23 protein-coding genes are annotated in these 15,366 nt (G+C 34.4%); 5 read left to right on the top strand and 18 right to left on the bottom strand.

The window, feature by feature from the left end:
* Positions 1-33 precede the first annotated feature (33 nt).
* The 9 genes from LPC09_RS04125 to LPC09_RS04085 all read right to left on the bottom strand — a co-directional run bounded on the left by LPC09_RS04125 (position 34) and on the right by LPC09_RS04085 (position 3,808).
* On the bottom strand, positions 34-513 hold the full coding sequence (locus LPC09_RS04125; protein WP_231309050.1) for a DUF669 domain-containing protein: 480 nt from the start codon (positions 511-513) through the stop codon (positions 34-36).
* The gene (locus tag LPC09_RS04120; RefSeq protein WP_231309049.1) at positions 513-1,214 is read right to left on the bottom strand and encodes an AAA family ATPase; all 702 of its coding nucleotides are present in this window, start codon (positions 1,212-1,214) and stop codon (positions 513-515) included. The genes LPC09_RS04125 and LPC09_RS04120 overlap by 1 nt, the downstream gene beginning before the upstream one ends.
* 18 nt (positions 1,215-1,232) lie before the next feature.
* A complete protein-coding gene (locus tag LPC09_RS04115; protein ID WP_231309048.1) occupies positions 1,233-1,502 on the bottom strand; it encodes a hypothetical protein in 270 nt (89 codons plus the stop codon).
* A gap of 12 nt (positions 1,503-1,514) precedes the next feature.
* Positions 1,515-2,081, bottom strand: coding sequence for a host-nuclease inhibitor Gam family protein (locus LPC09_RS04110; protein WP_231309047.1), 567 nt, complete (start codon positions 2,079-2,081; stop codon positions 1,515-1,517).
* Complete coding sequence (locus tag LPC09_RS04105) at positions 2,068-2,253, bottom strand: hypothetical protein (protein WP_231309046.1); 186 nt, start codon at positions 2,251-2,253, stop codon at positions 2,068-2,070. The genes LPC09_RS04110 and LPC09_RS04105 overlap by 14 nt, the downstream gene beginning before the upstream one ends.
* 95 nt (positions 2,254-2,348) lie before the next feature.
* Positions 2,349-2,594, bottom strand: coding sequence for a YqaI family protein (locus LPC09_RS04100; RefSeq protein WP_231309045.1), 246 nt, complete (start codon positions 2,592-2,594; stop codon positions 2,349-2,351).
* A 295-nt stretch (positions 2,595-2,889) separates the two neighbouring features.
* Positions 2,890-3,060: a hypothetical protein gene (locus tag LPC09_RS04095; protein WP_231309044.1), complete on the bottom strand. Its 171-nt coding sequence runs from the start codon at positions 3,058-3,060 to the stop codon at positions 2,890-2,892.
* 48 nt (positions 3,061-3,108) lie between these two features.
* Positions 3,109-3,390: a hypothetical protein gene (locus LPC09_RS04090; RefSeq protein WP_231309043.1), complete on the bottom strand. Its 282-nt coding sequence runs from the start codon at positions 3,388-3,390 to the stop codon at positions 3,109-3,111.
* Positions 3,391-3,562: 172 nt separating this feature from the next.
* Positions 3,563-3,808 carry a helix-turn-helix domain-containing protein gene (locus LPC09_RS04085; protein WP_231309042.1) on the bottom strand — a complete coding sequence of 82 codons (246 nt, stop codon included), beginning with the start codon at positions 3,806-3,808 and terminating at the stop codon, positions 3,563-3,565.
* Between the two features lie 153 nt (positions 3,809-3,961).
* On the opposite strand from LPC09_RS04085, the gene LPC09_RS04080 reads away from it, so the two are divergent.
* The 3 genes from LPC09_RS04080 to LPC09_RS04070 all read left to right on the top strand — a co-directional run bounded on the left by LPC09_RS04080 (position 3,962) and on the right by LPC09_RS04070 (position 6,445).
* On the top strand, positions 3,962-4,345 hold the full coding sequence (locus LPC09_RS04080; protein WP_231309041.1) for a helix-turn-helix domain-containing protein: 384 nt from the start codon (positions 3,962-3,964) through the stop codon (positions 4,343-4,345).
* Positions 4,329-4,700, top strand: coding sequence for a helix-turn-helix transcriptional regulator (locus LPC09_RS04075; RefSeq protein WP_231309040.1), 372 nt, complete (start codon positions 4,329-4,331; stop codon positions 4,698-4,700). The genes LPC09_RS04080 and LPC09_RS04075 overlap by 17 nt, the downstream gene beginning before the upstream one ends.
* A gap of 311 nt (positions 4,701-5,011) precedes the next feature.
* Positions 5,012-6,445: a recombinase family protein gene (locus LPC09_RS04070; RefSeq protein WP_231309039.1), complete on the top strand. Its 1,434-nt coding sequence runs from the start codon at positions 5,012-5,014 to the stop codon at positions 6,443-6,445.
* Here the strand turns inward: LPC09_RS04070 and LPC09_RS04065 are convergent.
* The gene (locus tag LPC09_RS04065; RefSeq protein ID WP_231309038.1) at positions 6,438-6,665 is read right to left on the bottom strand and encodes a competence protein ComK; all 228 of its coding nucleotides are present in this window, start codon (positions 6,663-6,665) and stop codon (positions 6,438-6,440) included. The genes LPC09_RS04070 and LPC09_RS04065 overlap by 8 nt on opposite strands.
* A gap of 130 nt (positions 6,666-6,795) precedes the next feature.
* Positions 6,796-6,921, bottom strand: coding sequence for a hypothetical protein (locus LPC09_RS27285; RefSeq protein ID WP_255301510.1), 126 nt, complete (start codon positions 6,919-6,921; stop codon positions 6,796-6,798).
* A gap of 153 nt (positions 6,922-7,074) precedes the next feature.
* Between LPC09_RS27285 and LPC09_RS04060 the strand changes: the two genes are divergently transcribed.
* Complete coding sequence (locus LPC09_RS04060; RefSeq protein ID WP_098794857.1) at positions 7,075-7,308, top strand: IDEAL domain-containing protein; 234 nt, start codon at positions 7,075-7,077, stop codon at positions 7,306-7,308.
* A 90-nt stretch (positions 7,309-7,398) separates the two neighbouring features.
* On the opposite strand, the gene aceA is transcribed toward LPC09_RS04060, so the two are convergent.
* The 6 genes from aceA to LPC09_RS04030 all read right to left on the bottom strand — a co-directional run bounded on the left by aceA (position 7,399) and on the right by LPC09_RS04030 (position 13,534).
* Positions 7,399-8,682 (bottom strand): isocitrate lyase, encoded by a 1,284-nt coding sequence (gene aceA, locus LPC09_RS04055; protein WP_098794858.1) that lies wholly within the window; start codon positions 8,680-8,682, stop codon positions 7,399-7,401.
* A 69-nt stretch (positions 8,683-8,751) separates the two neighbouring features.
* A complete protein-coding gene (gene aceB, locus LPC09_RS04050; protein ID WP_218012725.1) occupies positions 8,752-10,302 on the bottom strand; it encodes a malate synthase A in 1,551 nt (516 codons plus the stop codon).
* Positions 10,303-10,561: 259 nt separating this feature from the next.
* Entirely contained in the window at positions 10,562-11,821 is a 1,260-nt protein-coding gene (locus tag LPC09_RS04045) for a M48 family metallopeptidase (RefSeq protein WP_098794860.1), read from the bottom strand.
* Between the two features lie 102 nt (positions 11,822-11,923).
* Complete coding sequence (locus LPC09_RS04040; RefSeq protein ID WP_098794861.1) at positions 11,924-12,232, bottom strand: AzlD domain-containing protein; 309 nt, start codon at positions 12,230-12,232, stop codon at positions 11,924-11,926.
* Positions 12,225-12,950 carry an AzlC family ABC transporter permease gene (locus tag LPC09_RS04035; protein WP_098794862.1) on the bottom strand — a complete coding sequence of 242 codons (726 nt, stop codon included), beginning with the start codon at positions 12,948-12,950 and terminating at the stop codon, positions 12,225-12,227. The genes LPC09_RS04040 and LPC09_RS04035 overlap by 8 nt, the downstream gene beginning before the upstream one ends.
* 32 nt (positions 12,951-12,982) lie before the next feature.
* Entirely contained in the window at positions 12,983-13,534 is a 552-nt protein-coding gene (locus LPC09_RS04030; RefSeq protein ID WP_098794863.1) for a helix-turn-helix domain-containing protein, read from the bottom strand.
* A 153-nt stretch (positions 13,535-13,687) separates the two neighbouring features.
* Between LPC09_RS04030 and LPC09_RS04025 the strand changes: the two genes are divergently transcribed.
* Positions 13,688-14,437 (top strand): SIS domain-containing protein, encoded by a 750-nt coding sequence (locus tag LPC09_RS04025; RefSeq protein ID WP_212136095.1) that lies wholly within the window; start codon positions 13,688-13,690, stop codon positions 14,435-14,437.
* 30 nt (positions 14,438-14,467) lie between these two features.
* Here LPC09_RS04025 and LPC09_RS04020 read toward each other — a convergent pair whose 3' ends face one another.
* Positions 14,468-15,193: a GntR family transcriptional regulator gene (locus LPC09_RS04020; protein WP_212136094.1), complete on the bottom strand. Its 726-nt coding sequence runs from the start codon at positions 15,191-15,193 to the stop codon at positions 14,468-14,470.
* Between the last annotated feature and the right edge of the window lie 173 nt (positions 15,194-15,366).

Genomic DNA, 15,366 nt, shown 5'->3' with positions numbered 1-15,366 from the left:
AAAGAGAAGCTAGTACAATACCTATTTAGTTCTTTAAAACGGGAGATCATCATCACTGATGTTAATTGAACCACCATTTTGCGACACTGGATCTACATCTGAAACATCATAATATTTAGCCTTTGCTGCAGTCCGTTTTTGTTTAACTCCATCAACTAATTTGTCATATTCCTCGTGTTTTACAGTTATTTTCAAGTTTTTATTAATTAATTGCTTAGCCATATCATCAGCTGAACTGAATGCATGATTGTTAGCAAAACCACAAGCTTTTAAAAGTGAATTGACGATTCGAACTGAAACCTCATGTTCAAAAGTGAAAGTATTGTAAAGTACTTTGGCTCCTTGGTGGTTCTGTGGTACATCACTACGAATCTCAAAGTCTACAGATAATTTAGGTTTTTTCGCTTGTGTAACCCCAGCTTCTGCATTAACAATCACAGCTTCATATTTACCTTCTGCTACTAACTCGAATCCTGTACTTGCATTTTCTTCATCAAATTTAAAGAATGACATTAATTATTTCCCCCTTGTTTTTCTGGTGTGTAACCAATTTTGAATATATCTTCATGAGCACAAGCCTTACGTTTATCTAGTTGGTTTTTGGCAGCAATGTAAGGTGATGGCTCTAAAATAAAACCGTAGTTTTTTGTTTCTTCGTTGATAACTGATTTCGCAACTACTTGGCATAGCCCCATAAAATTGTTTATTATTTTAATCCGAATATCCGGATAAGCTCGATTGACTGCTTGTCCACTAGGTAATTCCCATTTATCTGTCATTTCCCATGCCGTGAATACAACACGTTTCCCTAAGGTTTGAATAAAACGAACACTATCAATGATGAAAAAATCAATTTGTTGATAATTACCTTGTGAAGGTACACGATTGTTATTACCTTCTCGACCTAAATTAGCTAACATAGATCTCGTGAGTTCCGAAATGTTATCAAAAAAGATAGTGTCGTATTTTGATAAATCAGCTGTAGCCAGATCTTTCATAAGATTATTCCAATTCGTCCAAGCTTCATAAGTATCGAATTTAACAATATCTATATTTGAATTCCCTGCTAATGGGGCTTGTGTCTTATCGATTGGAATATAAAGTGTTTTACCTTCTAAATAATTTGCCGTTGACGTTTTACGCATACCAGGATTTCCATAAATCAAATACGTTGAATTATCTGTTGTTATTTCAGCAGCATTTGTAGTTTCCAATATTTAACCCCTACTTTCTTAAGCCCATGAAATATCAATTATTTTAAAGTTAACCAAACCATGTGATACTACTTCATAACCTAGGTCTTGATAATGTGTTTCTAATTCTTGGATCACAGCTTCTTTTACTATCTCAGGTAATGCCAATGTTGTTCTTGTTGAAAATTGCCCACAATCAACTGATGTTTTGATGTTATTATTTATAGAAACAACTGCCTTTTTCACATATGAATCAACAAACTTAGGAAGATTCGATTTTGCTTTTTCTTTCGCTTCAATTGCATTCATTCTATTAACCTCCTAAACTTCCAAGCTAAATGAGATTGACTCAGGCTTTACTGTTACACCTTTTACTAATTGTCCGTTCTGATCAACAACAACTTTTTCTCCACTAATTTCAGCAATACGAAGTGACTTTTTAAACTCGGCCCACTTAACACTGTTTTTGATGAAATCGAACATTTCATTTTCAAGAACATAATCAAGGATTAAACCTTCATCTTCTTTTTCTGGAGTTTCCTTTGTCTTACGTGATTTTGACTTACCGTAAGGAGTAGTAAGTGTTTTCGCTTTAGGATCTTCAGCTAACTGTTTTGCATGGTATCGAGTAACCATATTTTCAAAGAACTCAAGGCTGTTATTAATAGTGGAAAGTTCACCTTTTTCCCAATCTGCAATTCGTTGACGTTCAACATCTGCTAATTGCTGGATTTCTTTCTCTTTGGTTTTTAATGCTGCAACCTTGCGAAAAACCCAATTCAAACTGTTAATGTCAGTGATTTCAAATCTGTTTTCTTCTGTTGAAAAAGAATTAATATCTTCAATATCCATCAATTCAATTTCTTGTAATGGATTAACTAATCCCATATGTAGCACCACCTTTTTTATTTTTTAACTCAAGATATTTTTGATATTGCTCTTGAGTATCAAACTGAAAAACAATTTCGTTATCTGGCTTAATCGTGATATATCCACCTGAGAGACCTAAATTAACTTGATCTTCCCTTGATCGACTAAATGGGATTTCAACAGTTTTCATTTCAACCTCCAATTGATTATTTGAAGTGAATCCATTAAAATGTAGTTGTTCATATACATGGAATCACTATTGACTCGTGTTACCAGCACGGGTCTCTATTTTGCTTTCTTATACTCAAAACCTAAAACATCCATTAAATAATCTTCTAAACTTTCTTCTAAGATTATTTCTCCGTTTGCAATAACGATTGAATCACCTTTGAGAATTTCATTACCGAAATAATCTACACCAAAGTGCTCAGGTTGATTGTTACAACCATTAGGGCAATCATGATCTTCTCGTTCGTCTTCTGGAACAGCAAAAGATTTTTTACATTTTGGACATTTTAATATCGCTGACATGAATACTTGTCCTCCTTTCTGCATAAGATAAATTAACAATGATTTAGTGAGTGCTAATTCTCACTGTTAGAGCAAAGAAACATCATCTAGAAATTCCAACAAGACTCTTTACTCTAACGGCAAGAATTAATTGCCGTATCATCTCCACAGATGATAAAATGAAATTCAACCAATATTTCGTATGAGCAGTTGTGTTACCAGCACACTGCTTATTTTGTTTTTTCTAACTTGATGAAAACGATCATCGAAAGGAATAGAAATCCCACAAAACACCCCGCGTATATTCCTATCATTATTAAGCACTCTCCTTTATGTGCCCTTCCATATGTAACCTTCTTGATGTAATGATTTCTTTATATTCCCTGGCTTCTTGAGCTGCTCTAAAATTACCCTGACGTTCTTGTATTTCAATTTCCATAATTAACTTCGCTTCTCTCCTCAACAACAAACTATATAAATCATTCACTTTACCAATCTCCTATTCTATTAAGCTTGTCCTTCTGTAAAAGCCCCCTTAGGAGCCTTTCTTAACTCGTGCATACATTCCAGCAAATAAAGAACAACCCATATATTTTTCTTTTGTGGATAGTGCCTGTTCAATCGTTACCGTAATATATTCATTTCCATTTCTTACTTGAATATCATCAGAATCAGTTAGAGGAATATAAGATGTTTTATCTTGGTTAGTAACTTCTAGTTCAACTGTATTAGCTTCTAGATCTACAATTAGTGTTCCAGTAAGATAGCCATCCACACGGTCAATTGTTTCTTTAATGTGTTCAGATAAGGAAAACATTTGAAATTATCTCCTTTATGATGCTGACTTTTGAGCATTCTTATTTTTTCTTTCTTCCTCCTTGATACGAGGTGTACTTGTATTCATAAAAAACAAAAGTATCTTTTCCTTAATCTCCTTAGACATTTCCTATTAACACCTCCAATATATTTACTGATTAAGCAGATACTAACTAAGCAATAACATCATTATCATTTCTCATTTTGCGAATTTTATCTTCAAAAAAAAGTTCTTCAATACTTACGTCTAACGCATCGGCAAGAATTGGGATTTTATCAGCAGATAAATGACGGACACCTTTTTCAATTTCAGAATAGCTTGAAGGTGATTTAAAGCCTAATTTATCAGATACGAATGATTGTTTAATACCTTTTTGAATTCTTATAAATCTTGCTATTTGACCAACAGTATACTTCAAATAGTATCACCACCTTATTTCGAGTAATGCGAATAACTTAACCTAAGTATAAATTCGCAATTCTCGAATGTCAAACATTTTTTCTCTTTTTGTGAATATAATTTCAATATATGCGAAATTACTGTAAAATCATCTTATTGTGAGGTGTAATTAATGAGCGATATTATGGGGAAACGTTTAAGATATTTAAGAGATAAAAAAGGTTTATCCCAAAAGTTTGTTGCTGAAAAAATCGGTGTTAAAAACAATACGCTCTCCGGTTATGAAGCTGGAGATCGAGAGCCAAGTTCTGAAATACTTGCTAAATTAGCCCAATTTTACGAAGTCACCACAGATTATTTAATAGGTGTTACAGATTTTCAATATCGTACTAAAGAACAAGATGATTTTATAAATGATGTGGATTTATCAATTAGGGAAGTTAGAGAGAAATACAATATATCTTATGAAGGTGAGCCTTTATCAGATGAAGAATTAAAAGGAATCATGGCGTGGATTAAAGCTAACAGGATAATAACAGGTGAGCAAAAAAAATAGGCTTAAATTTAAGCCATTTTCTTCTCCCCACTTACCAATAGTTGTTCTTTTTTTATTATTTCTATTATTTCTTTTAGATCGACAGATTGTTTCATTTAATCTTCCCCCCATAAAGAAAAAGCGAGGTGTCATTTTGCCACATAGTGTCGGTAGATGTCTACTTGCCGACCTTTTGCGAAAAGCTGGAATGACACAACAAGAATTAGCGTTAAAGTTGAATATTCCAAAACAACAAGTTAATAAATATGTGAATAACAAACAGCAAATGTCTTATAAAAAAGCTCGTGAGATTTCATATTTACTTAATTGTTCAATGGAAGATTTATATGAATGGATTCCAGATAAAAAGAGGTAAGTGGACTATAAGGAGTAGATTTTTATCTACTCACCGACATGAGTAATCGTTAATGATTACTTTTTTTATTTACTATGACACAACCACTCAATATAAGTTGTGATATACATCACACTTTTTTTATAAAAAAGTAATCACTTTCGATTACTTTTATTTAAATAACTATATCATAGGTATTTAGATACAGTTAACAACTTTCGACATACAAATTACGACAAAAAATTCATTTCCATTTATAGTAATATGTTATCATAATAAGAACAGATGTTCTATAATTATTTATAAATTTTTAAAAAAGGAGTAAAGAAAATTTGAAGACAGCTATTTATGCTCGTGTATCAACAGAAGAACAAGCAAAAGAAGGTTATTCAATATCTGCTCAAAAACAGAAACTCAAGGCATTTTGTATTTCTCAAGGATGGCAGGTTGAAGGACTCTATGTAGATGAGGGAATATCCGCAAAAGATATGAACAGACCACAACTCCAACAAATGATAAAGGATATTGAGGATGAAAAAATAGAATGTGTGTTAGTATATCGTCTGGATCGTTTAACACGTTCTGTTCTGGATTTGTACAAACTGTTGGATATTTTCGATAAACACAATTGTAAGTTTAAATCTGCTACAGAAGTTTACGATACAACTACAGCAATGGGTAGAATGTTTATAACGATTGTTGCAGCTCTTGCTCAATGGGAAAGGGAAAACACCGGAGAACGTATTGCATTCGGTTTTGCTGAAAAAGCAAGGCAAGGTAAATACCCTTTAAATTTCCGACCTATAGGATATGACTTGGATCTAAAAACCAGTAAACTTACAATCAATAAAGCAGAAGCTAAAACAATTAGATTAATTTTTGATATGTATTTGCAAGGTTATAGTGCAAATCGTTTATGCCGATATCTTAATGAAAATAACATTAGAACAAAAGCAGGAAACAATTGGAATGACAAACCTTTAATGCAGATATTAAAAAATCCTCTATATTATGGAGCAATTCGATGGAATGACGAAATTATAGAAAATGCTCATGAGCCAATAATTGCAAGAGAGATATTTGATACAGTTCAAGAAACAATAAAATCTAGATTTAATAATGAACCTAGAAATTTAGCAAGTCGATATATTTTCTCTGGTAAACTAAAATGCTTAAAGTGCGGCAATGCTATGACTGGTTATTATGTTAATGCAACTTTAGCTTCAGGAGAAAAAGTGAAGTACCCACAATATAGATGTTTAAAAAAGAAAACAGGTGAATGTAAAGGATCACGCTCTTTATCAGAAAGGCAGCTTGAAGAATCGTTTATAGACTACTTAAATAAATTTGATTACTCAGAAGCTTTAGATCGAGTTGACTTAGAAAGTAAAAAAAATATCCAACTAAATGATAAGGTAGATGCAAAGTCGCTAGAAAGGCAATTAGAAAAGATTGAACAACGAAAAAAGAAATGGCAATATGCTTGGACTGATGATGCTATTTCTTATGAAGATTTTAAAAAACGTATGGAAGAAGCTCAAAAGGAAGAACAACAAATAAAAGAGGAGTTAGATTCTTTAATTAATGAAGATGAAGAATCGATTAATCATGAGGAAATCCTTTCTTTGGTTTTAGATATAAAAAGAAATTGGAACTTATTAGAGATAAGCGAAAAGAAAAATCTTGTAGGTCAAATTGTAGAAAAAATTCATTATAAGTTTGATGAAAATGGTAAAACGAAAGTGACGAGTGTAGACTTTATATAGGTCTACACTCTTTTAGTATTCCTATAACCTTTAAACCATTATAACTGCTCCCAAAATATCTGCAACTTTGGTCAATCACATCCATTGGGCGTTTCCCAACAGTAAGATCTTGCTCAAGCTCCAGTACCTCAGTGATATACCTATTTTCACCAGGGAGAATGGCCATAGTAAATCGGTTAATAAGATAATCTTCCACTACCATTTTGTTTGTATCAATCACTGTTTTGCACCTCTTACTAAATTATTAGGTAAAATATCCCATAAATAATCTAGCATGTCTTTTTTAAAAATTCTATAAATTTACAAAAACTCCATAAAAAAATGACTTCTGTTACATATTTGTAATGAAGTCATTCATTATTCTGAGCTGCTGAATCATCAAATGGGCCTCTCAGACTGTCTCTATCTTCCATTTCAATTCCAACTAGTGGATTTAAAGCAGTTGGTAATAATTCTGTTTCTTCTTCTTTATTCATGACATCACATCCTTTGGAATATCTTTTCCTATTGTAAGATTTTCATACATTTCAAAAATATTCCTGTTAAATTTTTTAAAAATTTTAACAATTCGGTTGATTTTCTCCTTAAAATTCCATACAATATAAAAAAGGCATCAGGGGTGATCTTTCATGAAAAATAAAAAGTCGTCGTACACTGAAATCATGAAGTCCCGTAACACGAAAAACGTTCCATCCGAGCAACCTGTATTAGACATGTATATTCAAATGATTTTGGATGAAGCGTTGTTTAACAGGAAAAAAGAATTGCTAGAAGAGCGTATCAATGATGCACTTGACACACAGAACAAGACAGTATTTATGAAACTATCAAAAGAATACAAAGGATTGCGTAAGCTAGGATAAAGGCTGCCATGTGCAGTCTTTATTTCTGTGATTATCCAATATGACATAAAAGAACGGTCAAGGATGTAGTCCTTGGCCGTTCTTCTTTTATTATGCTTTTGTAAACTGCTCTGCTTCCGTTGATCCCTTCAATGCTGTTGTTGAAGATGTTCCACCAGAAATAGTTTGAGCTACCTCATCAAAGTAACCTGTTCCAACCTCGCGCTGATGTCTAGTAGCTGTATATCCATGTACTTCGCTAGAAAATTCATTTTGTTGAAGCTCAGAATAAGCAGCCATACCACGATCACGATAACCTCGTGCAAGCTCAAACATGCTGTGATTTAGAGCATGGAAACCTGCAAGTGTAACAAATTGGAACTTATAACCCATTTTTGCAATTTCTTTTTGGAAGTTTGCAATTGTCTCATCATCCAGCTTTTTCTTCCAGTTAAAAGAAGGTGAACAGTTGTAAGCTAATAGTTTTCCAGGAAACTTCTCATGAATAGCATCAGCAAATTTTTGTGCCTGCTCTAAATTAGGCTCAGATGTTTCACACCAGATTAAATCTGCATATGGTGCATATGAAAGTCCTCTGCTAATTGCTTGATCAATTCCGGAACGAGTTCGGAAAAACCCTTCTACTGTGCGCTCACCTGTAATAAACTCATGATCAGCAGGGTCAACGTCACTTGTAATAAGATCTGCTGCATCTGCATCTGTTCGAGCAATAATAATCGTTGGTGTTCCCATAACATCAGCTGCTAATCGAGCTGAAATAAGATTTTTCACAGCAGTCTGAGTTGGTAATAATACCTTTCCACCTAAATGACCACATTTTTTCTCTGATGATAATTGATCTTCAAAATGAACCCCTGCAGCACCCGATTCAATCATTGATTTCATTAATTCAAAAACATTTAATTGCCCGCCAAAGCCAGCCTCTGCATCCGCAACGATTGGAGCAAACCAGTCAATTTTTCCTTCTCCTTCAAGATGCTGTATTTGATCAGCACGTTGTAGGGCTTGATTAATACGCTTTACAACATGTGGAACACTGTTTGCAGGATATAAGCTTTGATCTGGATACATATTACCTGAAAGGTTCGCATCTGCTGCTACCTGCCAACCACTTAAGTAAATTGCTTTTAAGCCAGCTTTTACTTGCTGAACAGCTTGATTCCCTGTAAGTGCACCAAGTGCATGAATGTAGTCCTCATTGTGAAGATAATTCCAAAGCTTTTCTGCTCCTCGTCTTGCCAACGTATGCTCGATATCGATTGAACCCCTTAAACGAATAACCTCTTCCGCGCTGTAAGGACGTGTAATGCCTTCCCAACGTTTATCTAACTCCCAGCTTTCTTGTAATGCTTCTACTCTTGTTTGACCGTTCATTTTTATTCCCCCATTTTTATAAATAAATTTTTTTCTTACTTCCCCTTTGTTGTCCTTACTACATTTTGTTTAAAGCTTTTCATAGCTAGGTATCGTTAAGAAATCAATAAACTCTTCGCGTTTTACCAGTTCATCGAAAACAAAAACCGCTTCTTCAAAATGACCTTTCTGAAAAGCTATTTCCCCCACTGATTCTCTTATCTTTTGAACTTCTTCATTCCTTAATAAATCATAAAGCTCGAATGTTAATTTACGACCATCTTCAAGAATTCCTCTTGGATGGCGAATCCATTGCCATACTTGAGCTCTTGATATCTCTGCTGTAGCTGCATCTTCCATTAAATTGTGAATTGGCGCAGCGCCCCTGCCACAAAGCCATGAAGCGATATAACGGATCCCAACATCGATATTTGTTCTAACCCCTTCTTCTGTAATGATTCCATCCGGAACCTCTAACAAATCTTCTACGGTTACGTTTACATCTTCTCGTTTACGGTGAATCTGATTAGGTGTTTTCATATGTTTATCAAATACATCCTTCGCCACTGGAACAAGTGCAGGATGGGCAACCCATGTACCATCATGGCCGTATGTTGCTTCTCTTTCTTTATCTGCACGAACCTTTTCAAACGCTCGCTCATTAGCTACTGGATTGTTTTTCACTGGAATTTGTGCCGCCATTCCTCCCATTGCATGGGCATTGCGCTTATGACAAGTTTGGATAGCGAGTAAAGAGTATGACCTCATAAAGTGAACAGTCATTGTTACTTGCGCACGATCTGGTAGAATAACAGACTCACAGTTTCTAAGCTTCTTAAGATAACTAAAAATATAGTCCCATCTGCCACAATTTAATCCCGCTGAGTGCTCCTTCAGTTCATAAAGGATTTCATCCATTTCAAAGGCTGCCATGATTGTTTCAATTAATACAGTTGCTTTAATGGTTCCGCGTGAAATATTTAATTCATCTTGTGCAAAACAAAATACATCATTCCATAATCTTGCTTCAAGATGACTTTCCATTTTAGGTAAATAAAAATAGGGGCCACTTCCGCGTTCAATTAACTCCTTTGCATTATGAAAAAAGAATATTCCAAAATCTACTAAGCTGGCAGACATTCGTTTACCATCAAGCTCTATATGTTTTTCCTCAAGATGCCAGCCTCTTGGTCTTACCTTTAAAGTTGCTGTTTCCTCATTCAACTGATACGTCTTACCGCCTTCATTTTCAAAGGAGATTGTTCGGCGGACAGCATCTTTGAGGTTGATTTGGCCGTTCATCACATTTTCCCAGCTTGGTGATGTTGCATCCTCAAAATCAGCCATAAATACTTTTGCACCTGAATTCAAAGCGTTAATTACCATCTTGCGATCAACAGGTCCTGTTATTTCTACCCGTCGATCTTGAAGATCCTGTGGAATTGGAGCTACCATCCAATCTCCATTACGAATATGCTCTGTTTCCGCTAAGAAACCGGGCAGTTTGCCATTATCAATTTCTTTTTGTCTATCCTCTCTTCGTTGTAACAGCTCTCGTCTGCGATCTCCAAAATTTCGTTCTAGCTTTTCAACAAACCTCAACGCCTCAGGTGTTAATACTTGCTGAAATTCTGGGTTCATGTTTCCAACAATTTTACAACCAGTCATTTGTGTTGCCATTTTTGAAAAAACACCCCTCTTCAAATTGTTATAATACAGTTTGTTTTAACTAAAACTAATATATAACAGATTAAATAAAAATGGAACAATTTTCTTGAAAAAAATTCAAAAAAGTTTTTGACAAGCTTTTAATTTTCATTGAAACCCTTGATATAACAACAAAAAAGGGACTTGGCGTTTTCAACACCAAATCCCTTTTTGTTATAAAACAGTTTCAACCTCATTCTGTTTTTTTATGTTCTTCTAAATATAAAATTCTTTCTAACATCGTAGGATGCGTATACCGGAAAACCTTTACCAATGTTGGAGGATTAACTTGACTTAAGCCTGCTCTAGATAACTCTTGGAAAGATTGTATAGCAGCCTCATGGTTACCTGTCATTTCTATCGCATACATATCTGCTGACTTTTCCTGATATCTTGCTACTGTATTTGAAAGTGGACTTGAAGCAAAGGTTAGCACGCCTAAAAGCAATAAAAATAACGGAAAGGAAGTTAACTCTTTCATTGACCTGATCTTTAAAAACTTACCGTTGCGCTTAATAAACAATCTCATTAATTTATCAATTAAAAATAAGCCAACTAAGCTTAATAATAAATAACCTGCAATACCTACGTAAATATGATTCATCACGTAATGTCCCATTTCATGAGCCATAATAAATAAAATTTCTTCTTCACTTAAGCGAGTTAACGTGGTATCCCACAATACAATTCTGGAGTTAGAGCCTATTCCAGTAACATAAGCATTCAGTGCATTTGTTTTTTCAGACATATTTACTTCATATACATGCTCAGCAGGAATATCAGCTTTATCAGCTAGCTCTAGTATCTTTTCCTCTAGTTCTTTGTTTTGTAACGGATAGAAATCATTATAAAGAGGATCAATGACTACTGGTTGAAAAAACATAAGAAATAACGAGAAAGGAATCGATAAAAACCATGCGTAAAGCCACCATCTTTTTTCAAAACGTTTAATAAGCCAGTAAAGAACAAGAATGATGACTGTCATCAACAAGTAATTAACCCAAAAATCAATGAGTTGGTCCTTCATCCAAGCAAAAAAGGATTGCGTTGTAATATGATACATTTTTGATAATTGAAAACCAATCATATCAACAGGAAAGGAGAGAATACTAATAAATAATGATAACCAAAAAAAGTATATAGCTGATTGCAAGCTAAAAATTTTCGAAGTCGAATTTGACCAGTCCTGCATTTTACGAGAAAAACCAGTTATCATAAACACAAATAGTAAAAACCATTCAAACGGAATCGTGACAAAGTACAAGAAGTTTCGAATGGTCGAATATTCCTGTGATAAGATCAATTCTCTTCCTGTCATAAAGGTTGCAGGATCAGCTGATGTTCCCTCATAAGGGGCCGGCACGCCTGATCCGGAAAAGATAAATAAATACCAGTACACTGCTAATCCATATACAAAATAAAGTAAAATTGATCGCGTTAACCATTTCCTCATCTGCCATTCCCCCTTGAACAAGCTCTTATTTCTAGTGTAGTGCTAAGCTCGTTTCATTAGAACTGAAAAGGGAAGGCTTTTAAGTCTTTGCTCCCTCTCAACCTATGAAAAAAACATGCTATATAAAACAAGGGTACCAATTGAACCCATTACAACAACAATTACATTTGCTCCTGTAAAAGCTATTAGAGTTGCTGCAGCCGCACCTACTAATCCGAAAACTATATCATCACTAATCAGAAAAATCCCTGGGACAATTAAAGCTCCTAATGTTGCATATGGTACATTCTTTAATACATTTTGGACAAATACGGGCAATTTTAACTGACCTAATGCAACTAAAGGAATCATTCTTGGTAAATATGTTACTAATCCCATCCCAATAATCATCAACAAAATTGTTTTATCCACGTTGTTCCACCTCATTTGTTTGTTTAGAATAGAAAAATTCTACGATTATTGCTGAAAGCAAGGTTGATAAAACAATTGCCCAGCCTGTTGAAATCATTTGAGATGCATAACAAAGTGAATTCAAAATCGCAGCAACCACTGCCAAATACATCACTTTTCGATGCTTCTTAAGTGACGGGATTAATAAGCCAATAAACATGGCATACAACGCAATTCCCATACTTTCTTGAACTGTTGTCGGCAAGCTTGCCCCAATAACATATCCTATTCCTGAGTTAATGACCCAACTTGCATAAGAAATAAGCATAAGTCCAAATAAATATCCAGCATTGACGTTACCATTCCTCGTTGATGCCACCGTAAACGTTTCATCCGTTAATCCAAAGGAATACAGAGCCTTTTTCCACAATGAGTCATTTTCAACCTTCTCACTTAGTGAAGCAGACATTAAAAAATGGCGAATATTAACGATAAATGTTGTGAAAATAATTTCGATAATTCCAGTTCCAACAGCTAGTAAACTTAAACATATATATTGTGAAGCACCGGCAAACACAATTAAACTCATTAACACTGTCTCAGAAAGTGAAAGTCCAGTAGATTTTGACAGTAAGCCAAATGTTAAAGCAACAGGTAAATACCCAATCGCAATGCTAATCCCACCTTGTGTTCCTTGAAGAAAATCAGATTGCTTTTTCGCTAAAGTGGTTGTAGACAATATAATACCTCCTTTTTAGTGCTTATCATGATTTATGAATAATACATTAGTAGATAAAAACTCGTTTTTTGATCTGTAAGATTTGCATACGTATGGGACTGACTTGCCTGAAAACGCATAGAATCCCCTTTTTTCAGAACATATTTAACATCTTGAATGGAAATCGTTGCTTCTCCATCACAAACTAAAATATATTCCTCCACACTTCCATGATGTCTTTCCGATTCATGAACACAACCTGGCATTAGTTCAAGAAAATACACCTCAAACTTTTTAGATGAATCAAAAGGAAAATAAGGATATACTTGTAATTGTTCGTCATTTTCTGTTACTGCTGTTTTTTCGTGTAGTCTCACAACTGTAACAGTAGGTTCTTTCTCCTCCACTAATGAAGAAAATGACACTTGAAGACCGTTTGCAATCTTCCAAAGAGTGTTTACCGTTGGACTTGACTCTCCTTTTTCGATTTGTGAAAGCATCCCCTTGCTTACACCAGTTAATTGAGCAAGCTGATCATAACTATACCCTCTAAGCTTACGTATATTTTTTAGATTCTCCGCAATTTGAGTTTGAATTGAATTCATATATTTCTCCCATTTTCTGTTATTGTATAATATATTATACAATCGTACCTTTTAACATACAATACTTTTATCTTTTCTCACGTTATCTCCTTCCATTTCTTCACACCATAAGGTACATTAAAAGTAACTTTTATTTCTTAAAGGTGGGATAACTTGCTTGATGCCTATTTTGAAAAAATACAAGAAAAATTGAGTTTAGTCATGCAAAGCGAACAAGAAGGAATGGAGAAGGTTGCAGCAAAAGTGGCTCAAACAATAATGTGTAATGGTATTATCCAATTATTTGGATGTGGACACTCTCATATCCTAACAGAGGAAGTGTTTTATCGAGCAGGTGGACTAGCACCTATAAAACCCATATTCATCGAATCTTTAATGCTTCACGAAGATGCTGTTAGATCTTCTCAACTTGAAAGACAAAACCACTATGCAGAAGAGTTTTTAAAGCATCAGGATATACAACCTCATGACCTTGTAATAGTAATTTCAACTTCAGGACTTAATCCAGTACCTATTGACGTTGCCCTTCATGCTAAAGATAAAGGTGCAGATGTTGTTGGAATTAGTTCATTTCAATATATTCATTCTCAACCTTCTAGACATAGAACTGGAAAGTATCTATCACAAGTTGTTGATTTTGCTTTAAATAATCATGCGAATACAGGTGATGCAACCATTACATATGGAAATTTCGGTGTTCCCTTCGGACCTACCTCTACTGTTGTTGGAGCATCTATGCTAAATGGGATTTTTGCTGAGGCCATAAAGATTATGATAAATAATGATTTTGAACCTCCAATTTTTCGGAGCGGAAATATTGAAGGAGCAGATTTTCATAATCAACAGCTAATTCATAAATACCGTGGAAGAATCCCATTATTAACCCAAATTGAAAATAAATAAGCTTTACCTACATTTGCAGGTAAAGCTTATTTATTTTCGTTCTATATTAATCTTAAATTTATATCGGTCCGCACGATAGGAAGACTTAACAATCTCAAGTGGTGTACCATCTTCTAAATAAGTTTCTCGTTGGATGAGCAACACAGGAACATTTTTGTTAACATTCAAATGTTTTATATCTTCATCTCTAACAATAGCGGCTTCAACCGTTTGAGCTGCATGACCAATACTCAGCTGTAGGTCATCCTCAATATACTTGTATAAGGAATTTCCCAAAATATCAGGTGTTAGCCCCGGAATTAACTTTACTGGAAGATAACTAGTTTCAACTGCAATCGGTTCATCATTTGCTAAACGTAATCTTTTTATTTTATAAATAAGTTCTTCTTCTTCAAGGGAAAGCCACTCTTTTATTTCTTCTATAGCAGGGGAGACCTCGAAGTGTAACAGCTTACTCCCTGGTACTAGGTTTCGAGCCTTCATATCTTCTGTAAAACTTGTGAGTCCTTGTAAATTTTGTTCAAACTTTTGACTCGATACAAAAGTTCCCTTCCCTTTTTCTCTATAAAGATATCCCTTATTAACTAAATTCGTTATGGCTTGTCGAACCGTCATTCGACTTATTTGATAGTTTTCTGAGAGTTCTCTCTCTGACGGCAATACATCACCAGGCTGTAGCTCTTCAGAAATTATTGATTTTTTAATTTGCTCTTCTAACTGATAATACAAAGGAAGAGGAGAATGTTTGTCAATCACATAAAGATCTCCTTTCGATATCACTACTTATTCATTATATTAAATAATGCTAGGTTTTTACAATTATTTAAAGAAATTCATCGTATGACCGACATACGTTTGGAAAGGCATGGCTTGTCGCCAAGCCCTAATGGTGAAAGCCTTAGCTTTCCCCATATATACCATCCATAAAA

It is taken from the genome of Metabacillus sp. B2-18 (assembly GCF_021117275.1).
Taxonomy (GTDB): Bacteria; Bacillota; Bacilli; order Bacillales; family Bacillaceae; genus Metabacillus.
Note: the sequence above shows the minus strand (reverse complement) of the source record. Positions and strands in the feature narration are given on the sequence as shown.

Bases quoted from the DNA above. Each gene is read 5' to 3' on its own strand.
- LPC09_RS04100 (WP_231309045.1), bottom strand. From the start codon at position 2,594: ATGTCAGCGATATTAAAATGTCCAAAATGTAAAAAATCTTTTGCTGTT.
- LPC09_RS04030 (WP_098794863.1), bottom strand. From the start codon at position 13,534: ATGAATTCAATTCAAACTCAAATTGCGGAGAATCTAAAAAATATACGT.
- LPC09_RS04115 (WP_231309048.1), bottom strand. From the start codon at position 1,502: ATGAATGCAATTGAAGCGAAAGAAAAAGCAAAATCGAATCTTCCTAAG.
- LPC09_RS04110 (WP_231309047.1), bottom strand. From the start codon at position 2,081: ATGGGATTAGTTAATCCATTACAAGAAATTGAATTGATGGATATTGAA.
- LPC09_RS04045 (WP_098794860.1), bottom strand. From the start codon at position 11,821: ATGAGGAAATGGTTAACGCGATCAATTTTACTTTATTTTGTATATGGA.
- LPC09_RS27285 (WP_255301510.1), bottom strand. From the start codon at position 6,921: ATGAATAAAGAAGAAGAAACAGAATTATTACCAACTGCTTTAAATCCA.
- LPC09_RS04080 (WP_231309041.1), top strand. From the start codon at position 3,962: ATGAGCGATATTATGGGGAAACGTTTAAGATATTTAAGAGATAAAAAA.
- aceA (WP_098794858.1), bottom strand. From the start codon at position 8,682: ATGAACGGTCAAACAAGAGTAGAAGCATTACAAGAAAGCTGGGAGTTA.
- aceB (WP_218012725.1), bottom strand. From the start codon at position 10,302: ATGAACCCAGAATTTCAGCAAGTATTAACACCTGAGGCGTTGAGGTTT.
- LPC09_RS04060 (WP_098794857.1), top strand. From the start codon at position 7,075: ATGAAAAATAAAAAGTCGTCGTACACTGAAATCATGAAGTCCCGTAAC.
- LPC09_RS04105 (WP_231309046.1), bottom strand. From the start codon at position 2,253: ATGAAAACTGTTGAAATCCCATTTAGTCGATCAAGGGAAGATCAAGTT.
- LPC09_RS04090 (WP_231309043.1), bottom strand. From the start codon at position 3,390: ATGTTTTCCTTATCTGAACACATTAAAGAAACAATTGACCGTGTGGAT.
- LPC09_RS04125 (WP_231309050.1), bottom strand. From the start codon at position 513: ATGTCATTCTTTAAATTTGATGAAGAAAATGCAAGTACAGGATTCGAG.